Source organism: Bradyrhizobium sp. NBAIM01 (assembly GCF_020194115.1).
In the GTDB taxonomy this organism is placed as follows: domain Bacteria; phylum Pseudomonadota; class Alphaproteobacteria; order Rhizobiales; family Xanthobacteraceae; genus Bradyrhizobium; species Bradyrhizobium yuanmingense.
Window position 1 is genome coordinate 332891 of sequence record NZ_JADYVU010000006.1, and the last position, 24739, is coordinate 357629.

The following is a 24739-nucleotide window of genomic DNA, read 5'->3' on the forward strand; positions in this document are numbered from 1 at the left end:
CTAGGCTAACCCACCCTACGCACCTCCCGTTACGCCATCACCTTCTGCGGCAACAGCTCGGCGATCTGCACGGCGTTCAGCGCCGCGCCCTTGAGCAGCTGATCGGCTGCCACGAACATCGAGATCGAATGGCCTGAGGGGTCGCTGAGATCCTTGCGGATGCGGCCGACCAGAACGTCGTCCTGGCCCGAGGCGTCGATCGGCATCGGGAAGTAGTTCTTGGCGCGGTCGTCGACCACCTTGACGCCGGGCGCGCGCGCCATGATGGCACGGACCTGGTCCTCGCTGATCGGCTTCTCGCATTCGAAGGTGATGGCTTCGCAATGGGCGCGCAGCACCGGCACGCGCACGCAGGTGACGCCGACGGCGATGCTGTCGTCCTCGAAGATCTTGCGGGTCTCCTTGATGACCTTGGTCTCTTCGTCGTTGTAGCCGGTCTCGGGGTCGATGGCGGTGTTGTGGTTGAACAGGTTGAAGGCGTAGGGGTGTGGCATCACCTTCGGCGTATAGACCTGCCCGTTGAGGTTGGCGCGGGTGGATTCGACGAGCTCCTCCATCGCGGCGGCGCCGGCGCCGCTGGCCGCCTGATAGGTCGAGATGATCACGCGCTTGATGCGGTTCTTCTGGTGGATCGGCCACAGCGGCACCAGCGCGGTGATCGCGGCGCAGTTCGGGTTGGCGATGATGCCCTTGTGGTCGCGGATGCGGCTCGCGTTGATCTCGGGGATCACCAGCGGCACGTTTGGGTCCATGCGGAAGGCCGAGGAATTGTCGACCACGACGGCGCCGGCCTTCACCGCGATCGGTGCATACTTCCTGGAGATGCTGCCGCCGGCGGAGAACAGCGCGATGTCGACGCCGTCGAAGGAGCGCTCGGTCAACTCCTCGATGGCCACGCTCTGCCCGCGGAACGACACCGTCTTGCCGGCCGAGCGGGCGCTCGCCAGTGCCTTGAGCTTGCCGACGCGAAAGCCGCGCTTGTCCATGGTGGCGATGAATTCGGCGCCCACCGCACCGGTGACGCCGACAATCGCGACGACGGGATCGTTACTCACTTTGTCCTCCGTTGCATTGAGAATTTAGACAACAAAAAAGCCCCGGACCATCGAGGGCGGGGCTTGCCGTAGAGCTGATGCGTTTAAGTCGACGACCTACGCGCGCACGCCTCCCCGGGCCCCTTCGGCCGTGGTGGTTTTGGTCGTGCGTTTGGTGGTCGTGAACATGGCGGCGACTTATGCGGGAGAGTCTTGCGGCCGTCAATGGCTTTTCGGCCCGGCCGATGCCGGGGGCAGCCTGCCGCTATTTGGCACCCGCTATTTCCCCTTGGCGCCAGGCGGCTCCAGGGTGACCTCCTTGAGGTCGTCGCCGCTGACGACGACGATCGAGAAGTTCAGCCGGCCGCGCTCGCGGACCAGCCCGCCGCTGATGGCCTTGCCTGCGGCGGCGCGCTCGGCGACGCGTACGGCATCGGAGAGGCGGTGCCTGATCGCACCCAGCGCTGCGAGGTTGCTGCGGTCCTCGCGGTCGAGCTCGGTGAGGGGTAGGGCCGCTTCCCCGCCGACCAGTTCGCCGGTCGCAGCATTGATGGTGTGGCGCCAGATCCGGTCGTTGTGCAGTGTCTTCACCCGGTAGACCGGCACGCCCGAGCCGCCATCGAAGCTCACATCGGCGGTGGTGGCGCCGGCATGGCGGGCTTCGGCAATCGCCATGGCCTGGCTGATCGTGATCGAGGAGCCGCGGAATCGCTCTATTTCGCGGCTGACTGCCTGGCGGTCCGCTTCGGCATCACCATCTGTGTCGCTGTGAAGCGCGGTCGGCGTGCTCGCGGTCACGACAGCATGTGCCGGCGCAGCGATGAGCAGCGCGGGCAATGCGATCGCAAGCAGGTGCGAGGTCCATCGTTTGGCAGTCGTCATGCTCGAAACCCTCGGCCAGCGAGTGTGCCGGATGATCGTAAAGAATTCGCGGCCGGCCTTGGGCATCGGCCGGCCGCGGAGCGCCGCGGCAGGCTGTACCCGCCGCGGCGATCTGGGTGATACGGGCCTCCTTTGGGGCTGGTGAAAAAAGCGGTCCGCATCGCCTTATAACTAAACCATACCGTATCGTTTTATTTCGGTCAATGACGCCGCACCGTCGCCCCCTGGGGAAAGCACGCAAGCTCACGGAATTGTCAGCGGGAGGAGCGTCGCCGTGGCGCGAGTTTCGAGGTGTCCTGGACGCGGTCGGCAGGTCCCAGCGCGCCGGCCAGGAACAGCTTGATCGCCGCGCGCATGCGCTTTTCGGCAGCCTTCAGCTCCAGCGCCGTTCCGAACGTCGCCATACGATGGGTGTGGCCGACGACGACGTCGAGGAACACCTCGGCTGCGATGGTGGTGTCGTCGACATCGAGCGCGCCTTGCGCCACCAGATGGTCGAAGAAGCGCGCCGTGGTGGCGACGGCCTTCAGCCAGCCTTCCTCCTTGCCGAGCTTGGCGACGTCGGGGAAGTTGATGGCCTGTGCCGTCATCATGCGGCTAAAGGCGACGGCATCCGGGCCGCAGGTGAAGGTCAGCATCTCGCGTCCGATCTCGACCAGCCGCTGCTCGACCGGGATGTTCGAGGCGCTGGAGAGCTGCGTCTCCGCCGCCGCCGACAGCGGCGCAAGCCAGCGCTCGATCTCGCGCCTCAGCACGGCCGCGAACAGACCGCGCTTGTCGCCATAGCGGGAATAGACGGTGGGCTTGCTGACCCGCGCAGCTTCCGCGACCGCATCGAGCGAGGTCGCATCGAAGCCGCGGTCCAGGAACAGGCGGGTGGCGACCTCGATCAGCCGCAGATCGCGCTCGATCGCAGCGGTCTTCGTCGGCCGGCCACCACGCGATTTCGGCGCCTCGCGCCGTGGCGCTGCCGGTCTTGTCCTGGTCGCAGTCAATCCCATGCCCAATGATTCCTGCGCGGTCGTGATATCGGTCATTCGCTCTATATCGCGCAGGAGCGGAGGCGTCATCGCGAATCTGGCCGAATTGGCCATATCGTCAACGGTTTCGGTATTGCCTCGTTCCGTCACGAGGGATCACGGCAGCGTCGAGGTCCAGGCCTGGCCGGATGCAGCCTTCTCGTATCCGTACTGGTAGAGCGCCCGCATATAGGTTGTGTCGAATCCTTCCGACGGCGGCGCAGGATAGTCGCGCGCGATGTAGGAGAGATGGAAGCCCAGCCGGTTGCGCTTGGCGAAATCGTAGGTCGAGAAGATGATCGAGCGCGTCTGCGATTGGGTGATCGCCGACAGGCTGCGCGAGGCGACGTCGATGGTGCCGTTGGAGACGAGCTCGAAGTTGCGTTCGATCTTCTTGTTGACGAGGATGTAGATGTCCACCTTCGCATTGCCGGGCAGACGGCCGCTCTGGAACAGCAGAGCTTCGGGCAAGGTCAGCACCGGCGCGGTCACGCCGCCATCGACATGCATCTCCTGAAACTTGCGGCCCCCGCCTTCGGCATCGATCATGATGGACGGAAACACCAGGGGAATGCTGGCGGAGGCCGCCATCACGTCGCGAAACAGCTTGAGCGCCTCGGGCGTTCCGACCGCGGCAATCTTGCCCATGTCCCAGATCGCGGTGCGCTGCGTGTCGAGGTCGGTCGTCACCACGAGCAGCCTGCGGCCCTTGGCGTGCTCGCGCGCGACCTGTGCCATGATCTCGGGCCCGACATAGCGTGCAACGAGCTCGCGCAGCCGCGTGTTGCCGAACAGGCCGGATCCGAACAGCACGCGCATGATGCTGGGATCGTTCAGGAGGCTCTCCGCGATGCCGCTGGTGTAGACCTCCTTCAGCGTGTCGTCATATTGCGGTCCGAGAAACGCGAACGGCGCGATCAGGCCGCCGGTGCTGACTCCCGAGACGACCGAGAAGGTGGGGCGGGTTCGGGCCGCGGTCCAGCCGTTGAGCACGCCGACGCCATAGGCGCCGTCAGCGCCGCCGCCGGACAGCGCCAGATAGGTTCTCGTCGCAGTGCTGTTGTCTTTATCGAAGCTGAACTTGGTGACCGGCTCGTCGGCGTAGCGCCGGAGGCCGTCGATATCCAGCACGCGCGAGGCGCTGGCTTCAGCGGCTGTGTAGGGCGTGCGGGGCAGGGCGGTGCAGGCGCCGAGCGCCAGGCTGCAGATCAGGACCACCGATCCGATCAGGCCGACGCCAGTCTGCCTGATCCGGTCACGCGAGGAGACGGATGCGTCGGTCGAACACGAAGGGTACGGCATTGTCGGTGGCTGGCGATCACGCATCTACCGCCGCCGGCAAGTTCGCCGCGGCATCTCGTTCCAGCCCCCAGACAAAAACTACACTGTATCGTTTCGTTTGACAAGGGTGCGGGCACACGATCCTTGTGTGGATCGTTGTCCAGTCTGATGCACAAACCGGCCCGAGCGCGGTCGGCGGGTTGATCAGCCTGCTCCGACACGCAATAAGCACCGCCATGAATCCCGACAATGACCTTCCCAATCACTTTGAGTTGCTCGCCACCGACGGGGCGGCGCGCACCGGGCGCCTGACCACCCCGCATGGCGTGGTGCGGACCCCGGCCTTCATGCCGGTCGGCACCGCCGGTGCCATGAAGGGCATGCACTGGCGCGAGGTGCGCGATGCCGGCGCCGACATCGTGCTCGGCAACACCTACCATCTGATGCTGCGTCCAAGCGCCGAGCGGATCGCGGCGCTCGGCGGCCTGCAGACGTTCACAGGCTGGAACGGACCGATGTTGACCGATTCCGGCGGCTTCCAGGTGATGTCGCTGGCGGATTTGCGCAAGGTCAGCGAGCACGCCGTCACGTTCCGCTCGCACATCGACGGCGCCAAGGTCGAGCTGTCGCCGGAGCGGTCGATCGAGGTGCAGCGTTTGCTCGGCTCCGACATCGCCATGCAGATGGATGAATGCGTACGGTTGCCTGCCGAGCGCGCCGACATCGAGCGCGCGATGCAATTGTCGCTGCGCTGGGCGGAGAGAAGCAAGCGCGCCTTCGCGAACGCCCCGGATGGCTACATGCTGTTCGGCATCGTGCAGGGCGGCGACGTGCCCGAGCTGCGCCATGCGAGCGCGCAAGGCCTGGTCGGGATCGGCTTCCATGGCTATGCGATCGGCGGGCTCGCCGTCGGCGAACCGCAGGCGGTCATGCTGGCGATGATCGACGAGACCGCGCCGCTGCTGCCGAAGCAGCGGCCACGCTATCTGATGGGCGTCGGCACGCCCGACGACATCCTCGAGGCGGTGAAGCGCGGCATCGACATGTTCGACTGCGTGATGCCGACCCGCAACGGCCGGCACGGCGTCGCCTTCACGCGCTACGGCCAGGTCAATTTGCGCAACGCGCGCCATGCCGACGATCCACGCCCGCTCGATGAAGAGAGCTCATGGCCGTCGACGCGGAACTGCGCGCGCGCCTATCTGCATCATCTCGTCAAGGCCGGCGAGACGCTGGGCGCGATGCTGCTGTCCGAGATCAATGTCGCGTACTACCAGTCCCTGATGCAGGGCATCAGGGACGCGATCGCGCAAGGAAATTTCGAGGAGTTCTATCAGCGTACGCGCGCGGACTGGGCGAGGGGCGATATCGCCCCGCGATAGCTCAACAGTCCAAACTCAGTTGCACACGAGCCGCCGCTTCACGGCATGCTTGGTCACGAAGCCGTAGCCGCAATTGTCGCAAGTCCAGAGGTAGCTGATGATGTGGTCCGAGACGTAGGCAGATGCTTCAGCGGCGACCATGGAGTCGGCGCAGACGGGACAGGTCGGCAACTCGCTGCAACGCGGATCACGCCTTAGCACTACGGTCGACATCACTTCAGCAACCGCTGACATCGTGGTGACCTCCCTGCTTTGAGACCTAAGTCTAACATAAGCAGAATCAGTTGACGAGGTCGCAACACAAATGCGTTGGTTTTCTGCTAATTAAAGCTCACGCGATTTTGCGATGCAGCGTATTTAACATGTGCTGCATAGCCGCTTGCGTGTCGCCGCAAGCTGTCCGTAACTGCGCAGGGCCGCGACAGACGTGCAGATCGTCGCCACAGGGAGTTCATCATGGACGTATCGTCCAACACGGGTGCAGCGCACCAACCCGGCCGTGGCCGGATCTATGACTCGATCGTCGATGCCTTCGGCAACACGCCCATCGTGCGCTTGCGCCGGCTGCCCGGCATGCACGACGTGAACGCGACCATTTTGGCAAAACTTGAATATTTCAATCCTGCCGCGAGCGTGAAGGACCGCATCGGCGCGGCCATGATCATCGCGATGGAGAAGGCGGGCATCGTCAAGCCGGACACCGTGCTGATCGAGCCGACCTCCGGCAATACCGGCATTGCGCTCGCCTTCGTCGCGGCCTCCCGCGGCTACCGGCTCAAGCTGGTGATGCCGGAATCGATGTCGATCGAGCGACGCAAGATGCTGGCCTTTCTCGGCGCGGAGCTGGTGCTGACGCCGGCGGCGCAGGGCATGAAGGGCGCCATCGCGGCCGCCGAGGAGCTCTTGAAGACGACGCCGAATTCAGTGATGCCGCAGCAGTTCAAGAACCTCGCCAATCCGGAGGTGCACCGCCGCACCACCGCGGAGGAGATCTGGAACGACACCGGCGGCAGCATCGACTTCTTCGTGGCCGGCGTCGGCACCGGCGGCACGATCACCGGCGTCGGCCAGGTACTCAAGCCGCGCAAGCCGGGCTTGCGTGTGGTCGCGGTCGAGCCGGAGGAGAGCCCGGTGCTCTCGGGGGGACAGCATACTCCGCACAAGATCCAAGGCATTGGTGCCGGCTTCGTCCCTGACATCCTCGACCGCTCCGTGATCGATGAGATCGTGAAGATCAACTCGACCACGGCGATCGAGACCTCGCGCGCGCTGGCGCGGCATGAGGGCATTCCGGGCGGCATCTCCTCGGGCGCCGCGATCGCCGCCGCACTCGAGATCGGCAAGCGGCCGGAAGCTTCCGGAAAGACCATCCTGGCGATCGTGCCGTCCTTCTCCGAGCGGTATCTTTCGACGGCTCTGTTTGAGGGAATCTAGGACATGGCGGATCAACCGAGACGGCCGCGCACGCTGGGCGATGCCAGGACCGAGGCCGAGGCGGCGTTCAAGAAGGTGACGGCCAAGGTCGCCACGGCGCCGCCCAAGCAAAACGCCGTGCCCGGCATCAAGGAGCAGGTCACGCTGCGCATCGACCAGGACGTGCTGGAGTTCTTCCAGGAGGGCGGTCCCGGCTGGCAGGATCGCATCAACGAGGCGCTGCGCAAGGTGGCAGGGAAGTAGACTTCGCGGATGGGCTGTAGCTTCTCATCCTGAGGAGCTTGCGAAGCAAGCGTCTCGAAGGATGAAGGCCCCGCTGGTCGAGGCGCGCCTTCATGGTTCGAGACGGCGCTTCGCGCCTCCTCACCATGAGGATCACAAACGAAAAAGCCCGGCGCGAGCCGGGCTTCTGTCGTCTGGGATCCGTCTCGCTCTCAGCGGCGGAACATGCCGCCCATCATGCCGCCGACGACGCCACCGACGAAGGCCGCACCGGCAGCATCGCCGGGATTGCTGCGTGGCTGGGGAGCCGGTGCCGGCGCGCTGCTCTGAGCCGGGGCGGTGGCGGCGCGCCGAGCCGGCTTCTGGCTGCCGTCGTTCGCCGTTGCCGGGGCAGCCACGATTTCCGAGAGCAGGGCCTTGTGCTGGTTCTTGTTGAGATAACCCGACGAGGGATAGCCGCGCGCAGTCTGCCAGCGCTTGAGCACGGACCGCGTTTCGTCGTTGAAGACGCCGGTCTGGTTGGTGTCGAAGCCGAGCGCCGTGAGTCGACGCTGCACGTCGCGACGCTTGTTCTTGTCGAGACCGATTTGGTCCTCGGTCACTTGGGTAGCCTCATCCGTGAAGGTGGCGGGATCGACGCCGGCATTGAGCGTGCGGGTCGCGGTCGAGGGGCCGCTCTTGATCGCCGCTAGCCGCGCCAGCGCCAGCGCCTTGAACTGGCCGTTCGGGTAAGCGGTGAGGTAGGCATTGAGCTCCTCGGCCTTATTGGACTCCTTAACCGAGCGCCAGTATTCGAGCTCGACACCGTCCGAGCTTCCGGTCGCCGCCGGCACAATGCCGGTCGCGGTCGGGGCCGCAGCGGCGACCTGGGTGGTCGGCGCCTGATTGAGATAGACGGAGCCGGTCAGGTTGGTGTGGCCCCAGGGCAGCTGGCCCTTGCGGGTCTCTTCATTGACCTGAGCGCGCACCGACGTCATGGCCTGCTGGATCTCGACGCCGGGCTTGGTGATGTTGTCAATCAACGCCCGCGTGAACGGGCTGTTGTTGCCTTCCTGGCCGTCGAGTGCGGTCTGGCCCGGGCCGGTGGCGAACGCGATCAGCGTGCCTTCGCCGGACTTCATCTCGGCGAGGCCGCTCTGGACGTTGACGCTGCGGGTCGCCGAATTCGACTTGATCTTCGCGGCGAACGGATTGTCCCGGCAGGCGTCGAGGAAGACGAGCTTGACCTTGGCATCGCCCATGGTCTGCTCGAGCGTCAGGTCGATGTTGATGGCGGCGCCCAGCTTGACGTCCATCTCCGACTTGATGTCGGCATCGACGGGCAGCAGGTAATTGGTGCCGCTGACGGCGATGCCGTGGCCGGCATAATAGAACAGCGCGATATCGGAGCCTTGCGCCTTGCGGCCGAAATCAAGCAGCTTCTCGGTCATCTGGTCGCGGCTGAGATTGGAGCCTTCGATCACCTCGAAGCCGACATTGCGCAGCGTGGCCGCCATCGCCTTGGCGTCGATCGGCGGGTTCGGCAATTGCGCGACGTTCTTGTAGGAGCCGTTGCCGACGACGAAGGCGACGCGGCGGTCAGCCTTGGCGGCACTGATCGACAGCGCCATGCACATCAGCGAAGCGAGGAGGGTGAGATAGCGCATTCTGAAATCCCCAGAATCGAATTGCAGGCAGCAACAAATCGGCCACGAACCTACACGAAGTGCCCGACTTCGCGCCACCAAAACGGCAGTCCGTTGCGTTCAACCCGCTGCTGTGTGGCCGAATGTGCACGATGGAGTGTCGCTCCAACGTGATCCAAATCACACGGCCACTTGGTTTTGTCGCGCGAGACGGCGCGAGGTTCACCTGGCCCGGGCGGGAACCGACGAAGCGGGCTTCAAATTGAGTAAATTGCCGAACAGGATCAGCGCGGCGCCGAGCACGGTCCAGGCGTCGAGCCGCTCGGAATACAACAGCCAACCGGCAGTTGCAGTCAGTGGAACCCGCAGGAAGTCCATCGGAACCACGACCGTCGCGTCAGCGTAGCGCATCGCACTGGCCAGGCAATAATGTGAGAACGTGCCGCAGACGGCGATCACGCCGACCCAGCCCCAGACATAGAGCGACGGCCACGTCCAGACCAACAGCGTCGGAATGAAGCCCGCAACCGACTGCACCACCAGCATCCAGAACAGGATCGAGAGCGCACTCTCGGTGCGGGTCAGCGATTTGACCAGCGCCATCGCGACGCCAAATCCCATGGCGGCGCCAAGCGCGATGAGCTGCCCCGGATTGATCTCCCCGGTCGAGGGGCGAACAATGACGATGACGCCGACGAGGCCGAGCACGATGGCGGCGATCTTCCATGGCGTCATCCGCTCGGACAGGAAGCTCGCCGCGAGGACGGCCGTCCAGATCGGCATGGTGAACTCGATTGCCACCACCTGGCCGATCGGGATCAGTGTCAGTGCGAAGAACCAGCCGAGTTGGGCAACATAGTGCACCAAATTGCGGCCGACATGCTGCGGCAGGCGCGATGTCTTGAGTACCTTCCAGCCGCCGGCGCGGTAGATAATCGGTGAGAGCAAGACGAAGCCGGCGAGCGACCTCATTTCCATGATCTGAAAAACATTCAGCTCGCGCGTGGTCTCGCGCCCGGCCACCGCCATGATCAGCATCAGCGACAGCCAGCCGGCCATCCACAGTGCAGCCATCATTTTCGACGGTGTGGTGCTCATCTGCGGCGGATACGGAAAGGGATGGACAGAGGAGGGGCGGCCGGTATCGGCGACATTGCCGCCGTTTGCAACGGCCAAATCTGCGGATGCAGCGATGCTGGGCGGCATGCTAAGGCATCAGCGAACAACGACAAAGATCGGGAGACATTGCCCATGCGCATCTTGCAGCCGGCCGAGTGGAAAAAACCGCGCGGCTTTTCCCACGGCGTCGTGACCGAGGGGCCGGGCCGATGGGTGGTACTCGCCGGCCAAACCGGGGGCGACGAGGCCGGCAGTTACGATCCCGACATGGCAGCCCAGGTCGCGACGGCGCTGAAGCGGATCGTCAAGCTGCTGGGCGAGGCCGGTGCCGGCGCCGAGCACATCGTCCGCCTGACCTGGTACCTGACCAGCCGCGCCGAGTACGAAGCGGCAGGTGCCGGCATTGGCGCGGCCTGGAAGGAAACGCTCGGCCGCAATTTTCCGCCCTCGACGCTGCTCTATATCGGAGGCCTCGTGGACGAGCGTGCCAAGGTCGAGATCGAGGTCACGGCGTTCGTGCCCGGCCCATAAAAAAATCGATCCGGCGCGGGCGCCGGATCGATTGTCGCGTGAGCTAGCGTCTTATTTCGACATCGAGATGTGCGCGCCGCGGAACTGACTGTCCGCGCGCATCGTGACGTTCTGCTTGTTGCCGGACGTCTTGAGAGAGATGTTGGCGTTGAAGCCCGCGGTGGAGGCCACCAGCTCGTAGCTTCCGCCGCTGCCGCGGCCCTGGAGCGAACCGGAGATGTTGCGGCTGGTCTCGGACCAACTGCCTGCAATGGCGCCGCCTTCGGCCTTCACGTTGGCGCCGAGGTTGAATTTGTAGGCATCGCTGGCGCAGGTCAGCGACATCTCCATGGTCGGTCCGATCGGAGCGTATTTGGCCCGGCAGCGGATCCGCTCGGTCGAGCCGTCATCCAGCGTGACCGTGCCACCGCCGCTCCAGCTGCCCGCCAGTGGGGCGAACGGACCCGACTGGGCACTGCTTTCGGTCGCGGCGATCCCAGCCCCAAACAAAACGGCGGCCGCGATCAGCAGCCGCCGGTTCCGGGCGCGAGCCTCAATTGGTTTATTGGCGCGATGCTTCCCACCGCCCGCTGCACGGTATGCCTGCAGATGCTCCATTCCACTTCCCCGATCCGGCGTTGCCGCTGAGTTGACCGTTGGCATATGCACCATTGATCGAAACTTTCACAAGTCCCCCGCTGCCGATGGTGCCGGAAACGTTAGCGCCGGGCGCGGTGATCTTGCCGCCGGCAACCGTCAGCATGGAGCTTGCGGTCGGCTCGCACGAACCGCTCTTGGTCACGATGGTGACTTGCCAATTGCCGTCATAGGGATTCTGGGCGAAGGCGGGGGCGGCGAGGGTGCCAGCGAGAACTGGGGCGGCACAGAACACCGCAATGCGACCAAAACGCATGAATTCGTCCTTGAATGTGTCTGAGTTGTTGACGCTTATTCGGACGAAATGTGACGGAAATTTGTTGCGATGCCAAAGCGAAAATTGTTCCTTTGGGAACAATGGTTTATTTGCGCTTTTGGCTCCAATTTTCGAAGCAGAATCAAGGGCGCCGCACGTTAAGGGTAAACGTCAGGACGACTCGGAAAGAGCTTGCTCCAGGAGACTTCGGCTCAGAGGGCTGGCTCAGAGGATCTTGGCTCAGGAGAGGCTCGGCGCGGAGGTCGCGAACTGCTCGTCCTGGACTTTGGCGGGTAGCGCCTTGTGGACCTTGGCGTAATCGATCACGTCGGCCAGCAGCTTGAGCCCGAGCGGCGCCAGCGCGCGCTCCCAAAGCTCTCGTGCGGTCTCGCCCTTCTTGACGAAGCACCAGTCCTGGGCGGCGATCGCGCCGGCATCCATGCGGTCGGCGAGATGGTAGATCGTGCCGCCAGCGATGGGGTCGCCTTCCTTGATGGTCCATTCCACCGCGGCCTTGCCGCGGTGGCGCGGCAGCAGCGAGGGATGATAGCCGATCCCGCCGAGCCTGGCGGCGGCGAGCGCATCCTTGCCGATCCTGGCATGGCTGTGCGCGGTGATGATCAGATCGGTGTCCGGGGCGATCTCGGAGGCCACCACCAGCTTGGGATTGGCTTGCACCTGCACCTCGATGCCCGCCGCCTTGGCCGCCGCGGCGAGGCGGTCGTCGGCGTCCGCCACCACGACCCGGACGACCGAGACGCTGTGCTCCCGGAGCATGTTCAGGGTGGTCACGCCAAAATGGCGGGAGCCGACGAGGGTAATTCGCATGGGTGTCCGATCCGTCTCGCAACTGCGTCATCCCCCGATAACACGTCCGCATGCCCTGTCACCACCCGCGCAGCGTTTGCGTGGGTTATCAACAATGCGCCGGGCGCCGCTTGCGCGAACGCCGGGATTGCGCCGTCGAGCCGTCCGGCGCCTTCCAAGCGGGCATGACATCGGCTTGGGAGCGAAGGCAATGCGCAGCGTCGGGTTTTTCGCTGTCGCGACACTGCTGGCGGCCACTTCGGCCCAAGCTGGCGGGCCTTACCCGGCGGTCCCGACCGGCGTTGCGCCATCAGGTGGCGCCGATCTCGGACGCCTACCGTTGCCTGGGGCCCTGCGTCGTGGACGAGAGCCTGTAGCGGGTTCCTGTGTTTCGTTCTTAACAGAGATGCCTCGGATTGGCTGACTCGGATTGGCTGATAAGGTTGCGCCAACCGGGGCTGGTGACATTTCAAACCCGCATCCGTTTTCGACCCCGGCTTTTGGCCGCCGGCGGCCTTTCATGCCCACGACTGACGAAATCATCGAACGGTAACACGATCTCAACCAGCTTGGCGTATCGACGAATCCGTCGCGGATTTGTATTGCGTACCGCGACACCGAAATCGTCCGCCGGCGTGGGCGCGCCGCCGGGCCTTTTCGCCGGGACAGATCTCATGCCGAACGCGATCGAGCAGATCGTCGACGCCTATGTGCGTCTGAAGAACCGCCGTGGACTCGACGAGCTGATGATGCACAGGCAGCGGCTCGCGGTCGATCTGAAGAGCCGGTCCGGCTATGATTTCAGCCTGCCGATCGGTCAGATCGACGAGGAGATCGCGATCATCGAGGCGGGGCTCAGCCGGCTCAAGTCGGATAAGTCCACGATCTAGACGTCGGCATCGTGCGCGATGCCTGGCGTTGACGCATTGTCGCAGTCCGAGCCCGGTTCATGCGGGGTTCAGGCCAGCCATGCGTCAATTGCCATGTCGTTTCGTGGGACGCGAATCCTCTTGTCCCGTGTTTTGAAGGAATCGTCATGATCGAACTTGCGCTGGCCGGCCTGCTTGCGCTTGCAACCGTGCCTGCGGCGCCGACAGCGCCCATGGTGGAGCAGGTTCAGTTCAGGGGCGGTCCGGGCGGGCAATGTCCACACGGCTACGATTACAACCACTCGAACGGCCGCTGCTATCCCAACGACCGTCACGCGCCGGGTGTCTACACCGGGGGCCACGGCTCGGGGTATGGGCGCCGTGGTGGCCTGTGCCCGCACGGTTACGACTATAATTACTCGACAGGCGAGTGCTACCCGAATCGTGCGCACGCGCCCGGCGCTTACGGTCGCCCTCAATATTACGCACGACGCGGCGGGCTCTGTCCGGACGGCTATGATTACAATTACTCGCAGGGACAGTGCTACCCGCACGGGGCACGTGCGCCGGGCATGTATGGGCGGTAGTCATCGCCGTGCTGAGGCGGGCGCTCAGTCGCGCCGGCCGCCGTCGATCACCGTGAACAGCGGCCGCGCCGGGGTGGGTTCGACCAGCAGCTCCTCCACCAGTGCGGTTGCGGCATCGACATATTTTCGGGTCGGCTTGTCGAGAGAGCGCTTGGCCTCGTCGTCGAGCGCGACTTTTGCGGCCTCGACCAGCTTGCGCATGCGCGCGGCATGGTCGTCGCCCGCGGTCAATGTCGCGCGCGCCAGCGAGCGCAGCACGAACAGCTCGCCCTCGAGGCGAAGCAGACGGTCGTTGAGCCTGGTCAGGACGGCGTTGAGGTCGGCCATGGCGTTCGAAGCGGAGGATCCATCCTGATCTAGCCGCGATCGGTGAACGGAGTGCAAACGGCGCCGGCGCAATTCGGCGGATCCGGCGTCACCGCAGGCGGCTTACCATTCGACGCCGGCCCAGCGCCGCCCGAACACCGGTGGCCTCGTCTTCACGGCCTGCCAGCCGAAGAAGTGGTGCTTGCCGGACCAGGCATGCACGATGCCGCTGCAGATGCCGCATTTGAAGTTGCCGCTGTGAGCCTCGCTGTGCTCCTCTCTGGTCGCGGTGTAGTTCATGCCGCAACCGGTGCAGGTGAATTCTTCGATCGTCCAGATGCTGTTGGCCATGACCCAGAATGCGTTTCGGTGACTACGAAGAAAGGTAGTCACCAGCATTTGCAGGGGCGTAAACCGGCGCGGGGAAATCCGGTTAACCCGCGTTAGCCAAGCCGGGTTGGGGGCGGGCGATGTGGTATCCGGCAGCCGGTCGTCTTGACGCCAGATACGTTGCTGGCAATAACGGCTGAGCCCGCAAGCGCGGAAGTTGCGTTCATGCCGCAAGGAAAGCTGTGCCCGTGAAAAGCCTCCGTCAGTTGCTGACGGGCGAGGACGTCATCCAGCTCGTGATCCGCCTCGGCCTGCTCGCCCTGCTGATCATCTGGACCTTCCTGATCATCCGCCCATTCGTGCCAATCCTGGCCTGGAGCGGCGTGCTGGCGGTCGCGTTCTATCCGGCATTCAGCTGGGTCGCCAAGATCCTGGGCGGCCGACCCAAAACCGCAGCAATAATCCTGACCCTGATCACGCTGGGTATCGTCATCGGCCCGGCGACCTGGCTCGGCATCAGCGCGGTGGACGGCGTGCGTGAGCTGGCGCACCAGCTCGGCACCGGCGACCTCGTGCTCCAATCGGCTCCGGAGCAGCTTAAGTCCTGGCCGCTGGTCGGCCCCTGGCTCTACGAGCTCTGGGATCAGGCCTACAACAACGTTCGGACGGCGGTGCGCGAGGTGGCGCCGTATCTTCAGCCGCTGGCCGGCCCGCTGCTCTCGCTCGCGGGCGACGCCGGCCTTGGCACGCTCCAGTTTCTCGTCTCCGTGTTCGTGGCCGGCTTCCTGTTTCCGCATGGGCCGCGCCTGGTCGCGGCCGGCCGCAACTTCCTGTTTCGCATCGTGCCGGAGCAAAGCGAGCATTTCCTCTCGCTCGCCGGTGCGACCATCCGCGCCGTGGCGCAGGGCGTCATTGGCGTGGCGATCGTCCAGGCGCTGCTCGCCGGAATCGGCTTCAAGCTCGCCTCGGTGCCGAGCGCGGGCCTTCTTGCCTTCATCGTGCTGCTGCTCTCGATCGTGCAGATCGGTGCTTTCCTGGTGCTGCTGCCAGTGATCATCTGGATCTGGACCGCTAAGGACGTCACCACCGCGCTGCTGCTCACCGTGTTCTTCGTCCTGGTCGGCTTCATCGACACCATGCTGAAGCCGCTGGTCATGGGCCGTGGCCTGACCACCCCGACCATCGTGATCTTCGTCGGCGTGATCGGCGGTACGCTGGCCCACGGCATCGTCGGACTGTTCATCGGACCGATCATCCTGTCGGTGGCCTGGGAAATGATGATGGCCTGGATCAGGACCGAGGACCGGGCGGAGACGGGGAAGGGGTGATCTCGCGCCCGCCAGCGCGGTGTCAGCCGCCCATGCCGGTTAGCTCGTGGCTTGTGATCAAGGCGCGTCGCTAACTTGTCTGTTTGACTAGACAAGTTACCATTGGGTCGATTCTGTTTTCGACAACGGCAGCAATGGCAAAGTCTTCCAAGCTGGTTGCCGCCAGGCGCGGCAAGGTATTGTTGGTCAGACGCCGGTCGGACGGCCTGTGGATGTTTCCGGGCGGCCGCAAGCGTGCGCGCGAGTCGGAGAAGGACTGCCTGCGGCGGGAGATCAAGGAGGAATTGCCCAAGCTGAAGCTCGGCAGGATCAGCCTCTGGAAGGAAGTGAAGGCGAGGAACAAGCGCTCCGGCCGCAAGATGAGCGACGCGATCTTCATCGCCAAGTCCGCCAAGGGCAGGCTGGCGATCGGCGACAAGAAGGAGATCGACCGCGCCGCCTGGCACAAGCCCCGCGGCATCCGCCTGACGGCGACCTCGCGCTACATCCGCGACCGCCTGTTTCCGCGCAAGCGGCGGCGAAGCTGAGCCGCTAGTCCTCCCGCGCCGCCGATCGCGTCCTGCCAGCAAACCTCCTCGATTGCGCCACCTCCGGCTCGGGTGCGGCGAGCTTCGCGGCCTGGAGCTCCCGCATCTCCTTGCGGACCTGGCGCGCACTGCGCATCGCCCGCTTGATGAAAGGATGCTGCGAGTCCTCGGCGAAGAACAGCACGACTTCGCAGCTCGGACATTGCCTGGAATAGCCGTCCTGCAACCGGCCGGCGCGATCGCGAAACACGTTCTTGCACCGCGTGCACTGAACCTGGACCGAACTCATGCGCGGATGACAATCACTTTGAAATGGATCGTCAGCTGATCCGAAATGTCTGAAGAAAGCTTGAATGCCGGCCTGGCCCGATGCCGCCAGATATCGCCGAGCCAACAAGACGTGTGAACCAGTTCACAAGCGCGCGGCGAAACCGCTGCTATGAAGACGTCATTGCTTAACCGATTCATTTCGAACGAAACGCCCCAGCGTGGCTCCAAGCGCTGGGGCTTTTTCGTGCCTCCATTCTCACAGCCAAGAGCAGATCGAAAGGATCGCGCCGCCGCCTCGAACGTTATCGAGGAGGGGTGCGTTCGCAGGGCAAATCCCATATGCATGGCGCCGAGCTGCCGATTCGAGGGGCAAGGCGGCTCGCATTCAGTTTGCGGCGGTTCAAGAGCAGAAACGGGTCCAAGTGAGGCTTTCCACGAAGGCAAGGGTGGCCAAGAAGCCGCCGAAGAAGAGCAAAGGATCGCAGCGCGCCACGATCTCGTCTTCGTCGCCTCTCGGCATGATGGCCCTTCATCTGCTTGGACAATGGAAGCAGTCCGGACGCAGCGGCATCGTGTTTCTCGCCGAGAGCGAGAACAGGGCGGAGCGGCTCGGCAGCGTCATTCACGCGCTCGACCCCGCCTGCGAGGTGCTGGTGTTTCCGCGCTTGAATACCTTGCCGTTCGATCAACTGGAGCCCTCGCACGAGCTCGCGGGGCGCAGAGCCTCCGTGCTGAGGCGCCTTGCGAAGTCCAAGAAGCCGGTGTTTCTGGTATCGACGGCCGAAGCGGTGATGGAGCGGATGCCGCCGCCGGCCAGCCTGTCGCGCCTGAGCCTGAGCTTGAAGGTGGGCGGCACGTTCTCCGAGCAGGAGCTGGAGTCCCGCCTGCAATCCCTCGGTTACGATCTTGACGATGAGCCGGATTATCCGGGCGGGGCGCTGTTCCACGGCCAGACCTTCGAGATATTCCCGGCGGGCGCGCTGGGGCCGTTCCGGATCGAGCATTCGCAGCACACGATCAAACGGATCGTGGCCTTCGACCCGCATGAGCATAGGATCATCTTCGAGACCAGGGAGCTGCTCGTCGATCCCATGTCGGAGCGGCTCGGCCTTGCCGGCAAAGGCGGCAAGCGCGCCAGCCTGTTCGATTATTGCGCGGGCGCCAGATGGATCGCCGATGCCGGCGTGCCGTCGCATGCCGACGGATGGCTCGATACGATCGAGGAGGCCGCGCCCCGCAGCGAGCGGGAGCGCGAATATCTCGGGCGCAGCGATTGGAAGCGGCTCTCCAAGGGCATCAAGGTGCTGCCGCGGACGGCACCGTTCCAGGCCATCCCGGAATTTTCGAAGCTGACATCCTCCCGGAAGGCGTTGCGTGGCTTCGTCGAGGAGACGCGCCGGGCCGGGTCGCGGCTGATCCTCGTTGCCGCGCACGAGGACGATCTGCGCGTGATGGAGCGGATGAGCGGCGTCAAGGCGGAGCGCTGCGAAGACTGGGAGGAGGCGGCGCGCGGGCGGGGCGGCGAGACGGCGCTGCTCGCCGATCTCGATGCCGGTTTCGTCGTGCCGGCGAAGAAGCCTCTGGTCGTGGTGACGGCGTCCGACGTGCTCGGCAGCCGCGCGCATCATCCGCAGCCGATGGCGCGCGCCTGGAGCGCGGCCTTCGACCATGCCGATGCGCCGGAGCAGGGCACGGTGGTCGTTCATCTCCAGCGCGGCCTTGCCGTGCTCGACGGCCTGCAGACCGTCAACACCGGCGGGGGCGCGATGCGCGAGATGATCCGCCTGAAGTTCGCCGGCGACAATGCGGTGCTGGTGCCGCCGCCCGATCTCGCCTTGATGTGGCCTTACGCCGCCGAGCTCGGCAGGCTTTCGCTCGATAAGGCGGACGGCAGCACGTGGTGGGCGCGCCGCAGCGAGGCCGAGCGCGAGATCCAGATCGCCGGCAAGGCGCTCGCCAAGCACATCAGCCAGCGCCGGCGGCGGCGCGGCGAAAAGCTGGTGCCGCCGGGATCGGCCTACGAGAAGTTCGTCGCGCGTTTTCCTTACTTCACGACGATCGACCAGGCCCAGGCGATCCGGGACGTGCTGGATGATCTCGCATCCGGCCATCCGATGGATCGGGTGATCTGCGGCGATGTCGGCTTCGGCAAGACCGAGGTCGCGCTGCGCGCCGCAGCCGCGGTGGTGCTGTCAGGCAAGCAGGTGGCGGTCGCGGTGCCGACGACGGTGCTGGCGCGCCAGCACGTCGCGACATTCCAAAAGCGATTTGCCCCGTTCGGCATCGAGGTCGGCAACCTCTCGCGCGCCACTTCGGGCGCGGCGCTGCGGGAGACCAAGGAGGGCCTGCGCAGCGGCCGGATCAAGGTCGTGATCGGCACGCAGGCGCTCACCGGCAAGGACGTCAGGTTCGACGATCTCGGCCTCGTCATCGTCGACGAGGAGCAGCATTTTGGCGCGGCGGAAAAGGCAAAGCTCGCGGGGCTCGCCAAGAACGTCCATGTGCTGATGATGAGCGCGACGCCAATCCCGCGTACGCTGGCCGCCGGCCTTGCCGGCTTCCGTGATCTCAGCGTGATCGCCTCGCCCCCGGTGCACCGGCTTCCGGTCGCGACCCGGATCGCGCCGCTGTCGGATGCGGCGATCGCCTCGGCGCTGCTGCGCGAGCAGCGCCGCCACGGCCAAAGCTTCCTGATCTGCCCGCGCATCCAGGATCTCGATCCCATGCTGGCGCGGGTGCGGGCCGTGGCGCCGGACCTGCGCATCGTCTGCCTGCACGGCAGGCTGGCCGCGGACGAAATCGACGACCGCATGATGAGCTTCGTCGAAGGCCATGCCGACGTCCTGCTCGCGACCAACATCGTCGAGAGCGGTCTCGACATTCCCCGCGCCAACACCATCGTGGTGTGCTGGCCGGAAAAATTCGGCCTCGCTCAACTGCACCAGCTGCGCGGACGCGTCGGCCGCGGCGGCATCCGCGCCTTCGCGCATCTGCTCACCGAGACGGAGTCCGGACAATCCGAGAAGCGCCTCGCCGTGCTCGAGGAGTTCAGCCGGCCGGGCGCGGGCTTTGCCATCAGCGAGCGCGACCTGGATCTGCGCGGCGCGGGCGATTTGTTCTCGGAGCAGCAATCCGGCCACGTCCAGGTGTTCGGGCCCGTGCTCTACAGCCACCTGCTGAAAATGGCCTCGGAGAAGAGCGACGAGCAGCTGTGGGTGCCCGACCTCAACCTGCCGGTCGGGGACATGCTGCCCGAGAGCTATGTGCAGTCCGAGCCGGTGCGGCTCGAGCTCTATGCCCGCGCCGCACGATGCAACGACGAGGACGATCTCGACGACCTCGAGGAGGAAACCTCCCGCCGCTTCGGACCCTTGCCAAAGCTCGCGCGCGACTTCTTCGCCGCGGCCAAGCTCAGGATCGAATGCAAGCGACGCGGCATCATCCGCCTCGACGTCGGGCCTGAAGCTGCGGCCGCGACGTTCCTGCCCGGACGCCTGCGCAAGTCGCGAGGCAAGTCACTGCAACGCGACGGCGACCGCGTCGTCTATCACAGCCCGATGCGCGATGCGCCGTTCGAGCGGGTGGAGGAGCTGTTCGAGCTGCTGGACGAGGGGTAGGGGCTTGCGCGTTCGTCAGCGCTCGCAACTGCGAATTCGTAGCGGAAACCCTGCTCCACCATTATAGTTAATTTGGGCGTGGCGAAGGAGATCGTCCGATGTCACATGCCATTCGTCCAGTGATTGCCACGATTGTCGCAGGCTCATGTCTGTTGGCCCTGGTGCAAGCGGGCGGCGCAAATGCCGGCTCCGCCGGAGCGGGCATGGGAACGGGGCAAGGTAGCGCTGGCGGCTCGGCGCCTTCTGGAATGGGGACGAGTGCGGGCAATGCAGGTCCCTCAGCACCCCCAGGGATGGGGACGAAGGACATCGCGCCCGGCGGAGATCTGGGCACCAACAGCGAAGCGACCAATTCGAACGTCCAGCCCGCCACGCCTGCGAGGTCGCGGGCGGCAGCTCAGGCCGCGAGAAATGCCGGGGCTGGTCGCGCTCAAAATGGCCTGCCGATCGGCGCAATTGGCAGCGGCACGAGCAATGAAGATCAAAAGGCCGCTGGTTCGGCGTTCTCCCAAAGCAGATTCCGACCGGCAACACAGGCTCAAGGAAACGCCAGTGTTGGTTCAAATAGTCTGTCAGGGAGAGGCTCGAGCCTTTCGGACCAGATCAGTCGGCCGCGAGCCGCACGAGCTGGAGACAAGGTGCTGGATGCCAAGGCCCGGGTCGAGCGACGAACGACTGTGTCGCCCAAACGCGTTACGAGCCCGATAGGACCAGGTTTGTAATCTGCGAGTGACGGGGGAACAGGTCGACTCGGTGCATCGCGCTCTACCAAAGCACATGTGGCGCTCGCGGTTTGAGCGGACGCACGAGCTGTTCGAGCTGCTGGGGGGGGGGTAAATCGGAAAGTGCGAAAACAACCCCATGCACAGTAGCTATGTGCTTGTGCGATAAGGCGTTCTGCATTCGGCGCGTCCATCGCGGCCGAGGTGGCCCAAGCAAGCGTGGTCCACGACCCGGATCAGGCCTATCGTGCCGAGTCCGTGCCGGAGGCGCCGTCACTTGGCCGTTGATTTGTCGGGCAAAACAGTGGCATTATGCCAACTTCGGAAAATCCGTTGCTGGCATGGCTGTTGCCGGATGCGCGGCGAGGAGCTTGCGCCGGATCCGTAATCGGCCGGGGGCGCCGGCCCGTCCGCCGGCCGCGCCGCTAACGCGGAATTAATCCAGAAAGCCGACAATTTTAGGCAGTTGTGTATGGGTGCTGCGTAAGCGGATCGTCGCGAGGGCGTTCCAGGGGGCGGCTTCCTGTTGCTCGCTCCATGGGGGGTCAGTGCAAATGACCACGTCCTTCGAAACGCTAAGCTTCGCCGAAGAGCTCGACGCCGTCGCCCTTGCAGACGCTGCAGGCGCGCAGGAACCCGCAGGCCCGGAAGCTGAAACGCCGCCAATCACGCCCCGCCGCAAGACGATCCTGCCGCTGGCGGTGTGTGCCCTCGCCATCAACGGCGCGGCGGCCATCTATACGTCGCCCTCCGGCATGCCGTCATTGAATGTTGCCAGCCTCGCCGAACTGCTGCCGCGGCAGGAGGCACCGGCACCGAAACCGGATCCGGTCGTCACCGCCCTGAAGGAGATCCAGTCGGCCCAGCAGCAGCACACCGCTTCGCTGCATGAGAACAACCAGACGCTGCAGCAGAATGCAGCCTTGCTGCAGCAGGATTCACTCTTGCTGCTGTCGCTGCGGCAGAGCATCACGGACGAGCGGGTCGACGTGAAGAAGATCTCCTCGCAGCTGTCCACGCTGATCGCCAAGGTCGACTCGCTGCAGAATGTGATGATGTCGGACGTGACATCGTCCGTTCGCAGAGCGAATGCGCGCTACGGACTATCCGCCGCGATGCGCAAGCGGCTGGTGCGTGAGCCCAAGCCCCTGGGGCCTCTAGGGCCGGTGTCGATCGGAGGGGCTCCGCTGACCGCGCCGGCTGCGGTGGCGGCGCCGGAGAGCTGAGGACGCGTTCTGGCTAGGCCGCTTCCTCCTCGAACGAGGTATAGACCCGGCCTGTGGGATCAACGACCTGAACGTCCCAGCATCCGTCCTCGACCAGCTCCCTGGCCTTTTTGAGGGCCGCGGCGAGTGAGGACCGCTTGAGATTGACGACGCCCGCCGTGTCGAAACCGTTGATTTCAAACATGCCGTTCCTCCGGTTTTGGGGAATCCTACACGTTTCCGGCGCGATGTCAGCGGGTGTGTCAAAGTTTCAGTTGCTGGGCCTTGGCCTCCAACCGTATTCCTGATGGGAAATCGTGGCGGTGATGTCGGCCTCTTTGTCTGCCGAGAGGCGCCAGGCCGCCACTCCGAAGCACAACGTCAGGACCAGGGCCGTCGCAAGCAGAAGCATCGAGACGAAATGGCTCACGCGGGTCACCAGCGGTTGGAAGCTCCGAGAGAGCGAACACGGGCTGCCGATTCGAAAAATACAGACGGGCTGACCTAAAGCCCTGGTTTCCACATCAAGTCACACAGGACCAAAGGCGCTCACGATCCCGATCGTGATCGGGACCAGCGCGACGATCGTCCATAAGGCGGGCGAGCTGGAAGACAGACCGGCGAAAAAGATCAAAAGACCGAAGCCCACAAGGGCCGCCGAGATGGCATAGGCGAGTGCTTTTTCCATCGTTCGATCCACGAGGAAACGGGATGGATTGCGCCTGTAGGACTCAGTGCCGATCGAAACGTTCCCATGCTGATCTGGATTGGCGGTGCATCAGCATCTCCGCAGCTCCGCTCAGCATGTCGACCACCACTGCGGCTTCGAAGCCTGGAGCCACAAAATCACTGGGCCATGTCTGCGCGGATCGGGCACCGGATCCGCGGCGTGCTTCTAAGGCCGAGACGGGTCGGTCCCGGCCTTCCGCTCAACCATCGCCATTTCCACTTGGTCAGCAAGGACCGTGAGGTGGCTTGCGAGCCTGTCGAACACTTCGCGCTTGGCTGGATCGGTAGCCAAGTCGCGGATCAGGGCGCGTTCGGCCGCATCTTTGCCAAGTTTCTCGATCTGCGCCAGATAATCCTTCATTGGCAATTGGCTTCGTTCTGCGCAAACAAAACGTACAAGCAATGTGCGAAAGCGAGCAGAAGCGATTGCCGATTTTTCCTAGTCTTCGGTGGCTTTGGCCTTCCCCAAAGGTCCAAGCACCTCCAGCGGCCCCGGCCTCACACCCCAAAAGCCCCCCACGGTCGGGGCCGTCATTGGCGCTAGCCGCGATTTGCGATCGTGGCCGTGGCGCCTGCCTCTGAGCGTTCGCGGATGGAGGAGCCGAGTCGCATCGCACGAACTGCGACAACGGCGCAGCACTCTTCAAAGGAACTGACTCCATGCCTCTGCATTCCTCGATTGCATGATTTTCCCACTTTTCGGTCGGCTCGTTGACGGAGGGGGTACATGGGCACTTTCGATCACACCGCTGTTCTGAAGCAGCGTTTCGATGAGCTTGCTTCTGGGCTTTCCGCATTGGAAGATCTGCGCTCGCGCGTAGTCGCAGCCGAGCAAATGCAAGAGAGGCATAGTCACGCGGGCAAGCCGCCCCCGACAATTCGCAAGGGTGGCAACCCTAAATCGCGATCAGCAGAAACCGATCGGCCAAAGAGGCGCTAGGCGCGGCCCCCGGTTCACGCTTCAGAACAAGGGCCGCCGCTCTGGAACAGCGGCCCTACCGGGTTACGATAGATCCGAGATGAAACTTGCCGGCCCCGGTAACGACATGTTCGTCCTGGAGGGACGTTCCTGCATCAACAAACGTGAATCCAAAGGAACGGCCCCGGGCGTCCCGGGGCTGGCTGCGGACACACCGAGGCCGCCCGACGCACCACTCAGCGTGGCACGCCGGGTGATATCGTCTGCTCAAACATTCGAGCTGGGTGTCTCAAAAGATACCGTCCAGCATTAAATTTTCGAGGTCTAGGCCAGAACCAGCCCCGACGGCAACGCGAACGGCGGCCGGTGAACACGTTCGAATGCGGCGCGCGAAAAAGGAGGCCGCAACCATTGGGCCTACCGGTTCACGCTGGCGAACCACCATCGTTCGCCGCACGCGACCTCTCCGCGCGTGAGGGCATCAGCAGAAGTAGCAATTGTTCAGCTCGCTCCTTGGTCAGATTGGCCGCCATATCGGTCCCGATCAGTGCTGGGCCCCTGCGTTCTCGATCGTAGACCATCCAACCCTTGCCGCCCATGCGAATGAAAAATCGGCTTTGCGACGGAACCTCGTCAGTCAATGAAGCATGCTCCCGATTTGCCCAGCACCTCTCAGGAAGCGGCATTCTTCTTTGTAGCTTCATTCGCATATGTGAATCGTTTCGGGAAAAAATGGCAACTGGTCGAGTTTTCGTTCACAGTTGAGTGCACTGTCACCGTAGATTGTCAGATCCGGCGGGCGGGCTGCTTGGAACGCCTCGCTTGACTTCACGACCCTGGTCACGCGCCAGCGGTTGTTGAGTTCGTGGGGAAGCCAATGATGTGCGCATCAACCGGCGAAGCTCCGGCCTTCCTGCGTCAGCTCGAAGCTCTCGCCATTTGCGCAGAGCAAACCCGCCTCGACCATTTGCTTGGCAAATGACAGGCTGCACACCGGCTGCGAGCCGCCCGGATGATACAGCCGCGTGCCCCGCGCGATCAGGTGCCCATACAGCAGAGCGAGCCGCAGCGGCCTGACCATCCCGGGCGAGACATTTGGCAT

Annotated in this window: 26 protein-coding genes; 9 read left to right on the forward strand and 17 right to left on the reverse strand. The window is 64.3% G+C overall.

The window, feature by feature from the left end:
• Positions 1–29: 29 nt before the first annotated feature.
• The 4 genes from I6F31_RS21910 to I6F31_RS21925 all read right to left on the reverse strand — a co-directional run bounded on the left by I6F31_RS21910 (position 30) and on the right by I6F31_RS21925 (position 4237).
• On the reverse strand, positions 30–1055 hold the full coding sequence (locus I6F31_RS21910; RefSeq protein WP_109143684.1) for an aspartate-semialdehyde dehydrogenase: 1026 nt from the start codon (positions 1053–1055) through the stop codon (positions 30–32).
• A 258-nt stretch (positions 1056–1313) separates the two neighbouring features.
• Positions 1314–1916 carry a PepSY domain-containing protein gene (locus tag I6F31_RS21915; RefSeq protein WP_225186080.1) on the reverse strand — a complete coding sequence of 201 codons (603 nt, stop codon included), beginning with the start codon at positions 1914–1916 and terminating at the stop codon, positions 1314–1316.
• Positions 1917–2170: 254 nt separating this feature from the next.
• Entirely contained in the window at positions 2171–2917 is a 747-nt protein-coding gene (locus I6F31_RS21920) for a TetR/AcrR family transcriptional regulator (RefSeq protein WP_225186108.1), read from the reverse strand.
• Between the two features lie 135 nt (positions 2918–3052).
• Entirely contained in the window at positions 3053–4237 is a 1185-nt protein-coding gene (locus I6F31_RS21925; RefSeq protein ID WP_225186081.1) for a patatin-like phospholipase family protein, read from the reverse strand.
• Positions 4238–4452: 215 nt separating this feature from the next.
• On the opposite strand from I6F31_RS21925, the gene tgt reads away from it, so the two are divergent.
• Positions 4453–5598 (forward strand): tRNA guanosine(34) transglycosylase Tgt, encoded by a 1146-nt coding sequence (gene tgt / locus I6F31_RS21930; protein ID WP_036012616.1) that lies wholly within the window; start codon positions 4453–4455, stop codon positions 5596–5598.
• A 15-nt stretch (positions 5599–5613) separates the two neighbouring features.
• Here the strand turns inward: tgt and I6F31_RS21935 are convergent, their stop codons facing one another.
• A complete protein-coding gene (locus I6F31_RS21935) occupies positions 5614–5832 on the reverse strand; it encodes a hypothetical protein (protein WP_036012613.1) in 219 nt (72 codons plus the stop codon).
• Positions 5833–6054: 222 nt separating this feature from the next.
• On the opposite strand from I6F31_RS21935, the gene cysK reads away from it, so the two are divergent.
• A complete protein-coding gene (gene cysK / locus I6F31_RS21940) occupies positions 6055–7032 on the forward strand; it encodes a cysteine synthase A (RefSeq protein WP_036012610.1) in 978 nt (325 codons plus the stop codon).
• Between the two features lie 3 nt (positions 7033–7035).
• Entirely contained in the window at positions 7036–7275 is a 240-nt protein-coding gene (locus tag I6F31_RS21945) for a BrnA antitoxin family protein (protein ID WP_036012607.1), read from the forward strand.
• A 191-nt stretch (positions 7276–7466) separates the two neighbouring features.
• Here the strand turns inward: I6F31_RS21945 and I6F31_RS21950 are convergent, their stop codons facing one another.
• Both I6F31_RS21950 and I6F31_RS21955 read right to left on the reverse strand, forming a co-directional pair.
• A complete protein-coding gene (locus tag I6F31_RS21950) occupies positions 7467–8900 on the reverse strand; it encodes a caspase family protein (RefSeq protein ID WP_225149981.1) in 1434 nt (477 codons plus the stop codon).
• A gap of 201 nt (positions 8901–9101) precedes the next feature.
• A complete protein-coding gene (locus tag I6F31_RS21955) occupies positions 9102–9977 on the reverse strand; it encodes a DMT family transporter (protein WP_036012600.1) in 876 nt (291 codons plus the stop codon).
• A 153-nt stretch (positions 9978–10130) separates the two neighbouring features.
• Between I6F31_RS21955 and I6F31_RS21960 the strand changes: the two genes are divergently transcribed.
• Positions 10131–10529, forward strand: a complete 399-nt coding sequence (locus I6F31_RS21960) for a RidA family protein (RefSeq protein ID WP_036012586.1) — start codon at positions 10131–10133, stop codon at positions 10527–10529.
• A gap of 51 nt (positions 10530–10580) precedes the next feature.
• Here the strand turns inward: I6F31_RS21960 and I6F31_RS21965 are convergent, their stop codons facing one another.
• The 3 genes from I6F31_RS21965 to I6F31_RS21975 all read right to left on the reverse strand — a co-directional run bounded on the left by I6F31_RS21965 (position 10581) and on the right by I6F31_RS21975 (position 12249).
• Positions 10581–11126: a hypothetical protein gene (locus tag I6F31_RS21965; protein WP_036012583.1), complete on the reverse strand. Its 546-nt coding sequence runs from the start codon at positions 11124–11126 to the stop codon at positions 10581–10583.
• Positions 11071–11421, reverse strand: a complete 351-nt coding sequence (locus I6F31_RS21970) for a hypothetical protein (RefSeq protein ID WP_036012597.1) — start codon at positions 11419–11421, stop codon at positions 11071–11073. The genes I6F31_RS21965 and I6F31_RS21970 overlap by 56 nt, the downstream gene beginning before the upstream one ends.
• Before the next feature lie 240 nt (positions 11422–11661).
• Positions 11662–12249 carry a formyltransferase family protein gene (locus I6F31_RS21975; RefSeq protein WP_036012580.1) on the reverse strand — a complete coding sequence of 196 codons (588 nt, stop codon included), beginning with the start codon at positions 12247–12249 and terminating at the stop codon, positions 11662–11664.
• Between the two features lie 653 nt (positions 12250–12902).
• Here I6F31_RS21975 and I6F31_RS21980 point away from each other — a divergent pair.
• Positions 12903–13118 (forward strand): hypothetical protein, encoded by a 216-nt coding sequence (locus I6F31_RS21980; protein WP_036012594.1) that lies wholly within the window; start codon positions 12903–12905, stop codon positions 13116–13118.
• A 590-nt stretch (positions 13119–13708) separates the two neighbouring features.
• Here I6F31_RS21980 and I6F31_RS21985 read toward each other — a convergent pair.
• Together I6F31_RS21985 and I6F31_RS21990 are read right to left on the reverse strand one after the other, a co-directional pair.
• Positions 13709–14011 carry a hypothetical protein gene (locus tag I6F31_RS21985; RefSeq protein ID WP_036012577.1) on the reverse strand — a complete coding sequence of 101 codons (303 nt, stop codon included), beginning with the start codon at positions 14009–14011 and terminating at the stop codon, positions 13709–13711.
• Between the two features lie 102 nt (positions 14012–14113).
• Positions 14114–14341 carry a hypothetical protein gene (locus I6F31_RS21990; protein WP_036012574.1) on the reverse strand — a complete coding sequence of 76 codons (228 nt, stop codon included), beginning with the start codon at positions 14339–14341 and terminating at the stop codon, positions 14114–14116.
• A 221-nt stretch (positions 14342–14562) separates the two neighbouring features.
• On the opposite strand from I6F31_RS21990, the gene I6F31_RS21995 reads away from it, so the two are divergent.
• Both I6F31_RS21995 and I6F31_RS22000 read left to right on the forward strand, forming a co-directional pair.
• Positions 14563–15648, forward strand: coding sequence for an AI-2E family transporter (locus I6F31_RS21995; RefSeq protein ID WP_036012571.1), 1086 nt, complete (start codon positions 14563–14565; stop codon positions 15646–15648).
• Positions 15649–15782: 134 nt separating this feature from the next.
• A complete protein-coding gene (locus tag I6F31_RS22000) occupies positions 15783–16175 on the forward strand; it encodes an NUDIX hydrolase (RefSeq protein ID WP_157286040.1) in 393 nt (130 codons plus the stop codon).
• 4 nt (positions 16176–16179) lie between these two features.
• On the opposite strand, the gene I6F31_RS22005 is transcribed toward I6F31_RS22000, so the two are convergent.
• A complete protein-coding gene (locus I6F31_RS22005; RefSeq protein ID WP_036012567.1) occupies positions 16180–16464 on the reverse strand; it encodes a hypothetical protein in 285 nt (94 codons plus the stop codon).
• A 499-nt stretch (positions 16465–16963) separates the two neighbouring features.
• Between I6F31_RS22005 and I6F31_RS22010 the strand changes: the two genes are divergently transcribed.
• Both I6F31_RS22010 and I6F31_RS22015 read left to right on the forward strand, forming a co-directional pair.
• A complete protein-coding gene (locus tag I6F31_RS22010) occupies positions 16964–20062 on the forward strand; it encodes a DEAD/DEAH box helicase (RefSeq protein ID WP_057029353.1) in 3099 nt (1032 codons plus the stop codon).
• A 1276-nt stretch (positions 20063–21338) separates the two neighbouring features.
• Positions 21339–22010 carry a hypothetical protein gene (locus I6F31_RS22015; RefSeq protein WP_225147080.1) on the forward strand — a complete coding sequence of 224 codons (672 nt, stop codon included), beginning with the start codon at positions 21339–21341 and terminating at the stop codon, positions 22008–22010.
• A gap of 13 nt (positions 22011–22023) precedes the next feature.
• Here I6F31_RS22015 and I6F31_RS22020 read toward each other — a convergent pair whose 3' ends face one another.
• From I6F31_RS22020 to I6F31_RS22035, 4 genes are all read right to left on the reverse strand, one after another.
• Positions 22024–22194 (reverse strand): hypothetical protein, encoded by a 171-nt coding sequence (locus tag I6F31_RS22020; protein WP_167361663.1) that lies wholly within the window; start codon positions 22192–22194, stop codon positions 22024–22026.
• A 324-nt stretch (positions 22195–22518) separates the two neighbouring features.
• Positions 22519–22677 carry a hypothetical protein gene (locus I6F31_RS22025; protein ID WP_164936882.1) on the reverse strand — a complete coding sequence of 53 codons (159 nt, stop codon included), beginning with the start codon at positions 22675–22677 and terminating at the stop codon, positions 22519–22521.
• Between the two features lie 207 nt (positions 22678–22884).
• Positions 22885–23079, reverse strand: a complete 195-nt coding sequence (locus I6F31_RS22030; RefSeq protein ID WP_225112456.1) for a hypothetical protein — start codon at positions 23077–23079, stop codon at positions 22885–22887.
• A 1447-nt stretch (positions 23080–24526) separates the two neighbouring features.
• Positions 24527–24718 carry a hypothetical protein gene (locus tag I6F31_RS22035; protein WP_225112455.1) on the reverse strand — a complete coding sequence of 64 codons (192 nt, stop codon included), beginning with the start codon at positions 24716–24718 and terminating at the stop codon, positions 24527–24529.
• Positions 24719–24739: the final 21 nt, after the last annotated feature.

Excerpts from the sequence above, each read along its gene's own strand:
- I6F31_RS21915 (WP_225186080.1), bottom strand. The coding sequence starts at position 1,916 with ATGACGACTGCCAAACGATGGACCTCGCACCTGCTTGCGATCGCATTG.
- I6F31_RS21920 (WP_225186108.1), bottom strand. The coding sequence starts at position 2,917 with ATGGGATTGACTGCGACCAGGACAAGACCGGCAGCGCCACGGCGCGAG.
- I6F31_RS21925 (WP_225186081.1), bottom strand. The coding sequence starts at position 4,237 with ATGCCGTACCCTTCGTGTTCGACCGACGCATCCGTCTCCTCGCGTGAC.
- tgt (WP_036012616.1), top strand. The coding sequence starts at position 4,453 with ATGAATCCCGACAATGACCTTCCCAATCACTTTGAGTTGCTCGCCACC.
- I6F31_RS21935 (WP_036012613.1), bottom strand. The coding sequence starts at position 5,832 with ATGTCAGCGGTTGCTGAAGTGATGTCGACCGTAGTGCTAAGGCGTGAT.
- cysK (WP_036012610.1), top strand. The coding sequence starts at position 6,055 with ATGGACGTATCGTCCAACACGGGTGCAGCGCACCAACCCGGCCGTGGC.
- I6F31_RS21945 (WP_036012607.1), top strand. The coding sequence starts at position 7,036 with ATGGCGGATCAACCGAGACGGCCGCGCACGCTGGGCGATGCCAGGACC.
- I6F31_RS21950 (WP_225149981.1), bottom strand. The coding sequence starts at position 8,900 with ATGCGCTATCTCACCCTCCTCGCTTCGCTGATGTGCATGGCGCTGTCG.
- I6F31_RS21955 (WP_036012600.1), bottom strand. The coding sequence starts at position 9,977 with ATGAGCACCACACCGTCGAAAATGATGGCTGCACTGTGGATGGCCGGC.
- I6F31_RS21960 (WP_036012586.1), top strand. The coding sequence starts at position 10,131 with ATGCGCATCTTGCAGCCGGCCGAGTGGAAAAAACCGCGCGGCTTTTCC.
- I6F31_RS21965 (WP_036012583.1), bottom strand. The coding sequence starts at position 11,126 with ATGGAGCATCTGCAGGCATACCGTGCAGCGGGCGGTGGGAAGCATCGC.
- I6F31_RS21970 (WP_036012597.1), bottom strand. The coding sequence starts at position 11,421 with ATGCGTTTTGGTCGCATTGCGGTGTTCTGTGCCGCCCCAGTTCTCGCT.
- I6F31_RS21975 (WP_036012580.1), bottom strand. The coding sequence starts at position 12,249 with ATGCGAATTACCCTCGTCGGCTCCCGCCATTTTGGCGTGACCACCCTG.
- I6F31_RS21980 (WP_036012594.1), top strand. The coding sequence starts at position 12,903 with ATGCCGAACGCGATCGAGCAGATCGTCGACGCCTATGTGCGTCTGAAG.
- I6F31_RS21985 (WP_036012577.1), bottom strand. The coding sequence starts at position 14,011 with ATGGCCGACCTCAACGCCGTCCTGACCAGGCTCAACGACCGTCTGCTT.
- I6F31_RS21990 (WP_036012574.1), bottom strand. The coding sequence starts at position 14,341 with ATGGCCAACAGCATCTGGACGATCGAAGAATTCACCTGCACCGGTTGC.
- I6F31_RS22000 (WP_157286040.1), top strand. The coding sequence starts at position 15,783 with ATGGCAAAGTCTTCCAAGCTGGTTGCCGCCAGGCGCGGCAAGGTATTG.
- I6F31_RS22005 (WP_036012567.1), bottom strand. The coding sequence starts at position 16,464 with ATGAGTTCGGTCCAGGTTCAGTGCACGCGGTGCAAGAACGTGTTTCGC.
- I6F31_RS22010 (WP_057029353.1), top strand. The coding sequence starts at position 16,964 with ATGATGGCCCTTCATCTGCTTGGACAATGGAAGCAGTCCGGACGCAGC.
- I6F31_RS22015 (WP_225147080.1), top strand. The coding sequence starts at position 21,339 with ATGACCACGTCCTTCGAAACGCTAAGCTTCGCCGAAGAGCTCGACGCC.
- I6F31_RS22020 (WP_167361663.1), bottom strand. The coding sequence starts at position 22,194 with ATGTTTGAAATCAACGGTTTCGACACGGCGGGCGTCGTCAATCTCAAG.
- I6F31_RS22025 (WP_164936882.1), bottom strand. The coding sequence starts at position 22,677 with ATGGAAAAAGCACTCGCCTATGCCATCTCGGCGGCCCTTGTGGGCTTC.
- I6F31_RS22030 (WP_225112456.1), bottom strand. The coding sequence starts at position 23,079 with ATGAAGGATTATCTGGCGCAGATCGAGAAACTTGGCAAAGATGCGGCC.
- I6F31_RS22035 (WP_225112455.1), bottom strand. The coding sequence starts at position 24,718 with ATGGTCAGGCCGCTGCGGCTCGCTCTGCTGTATGGGCACCTGATCGCG.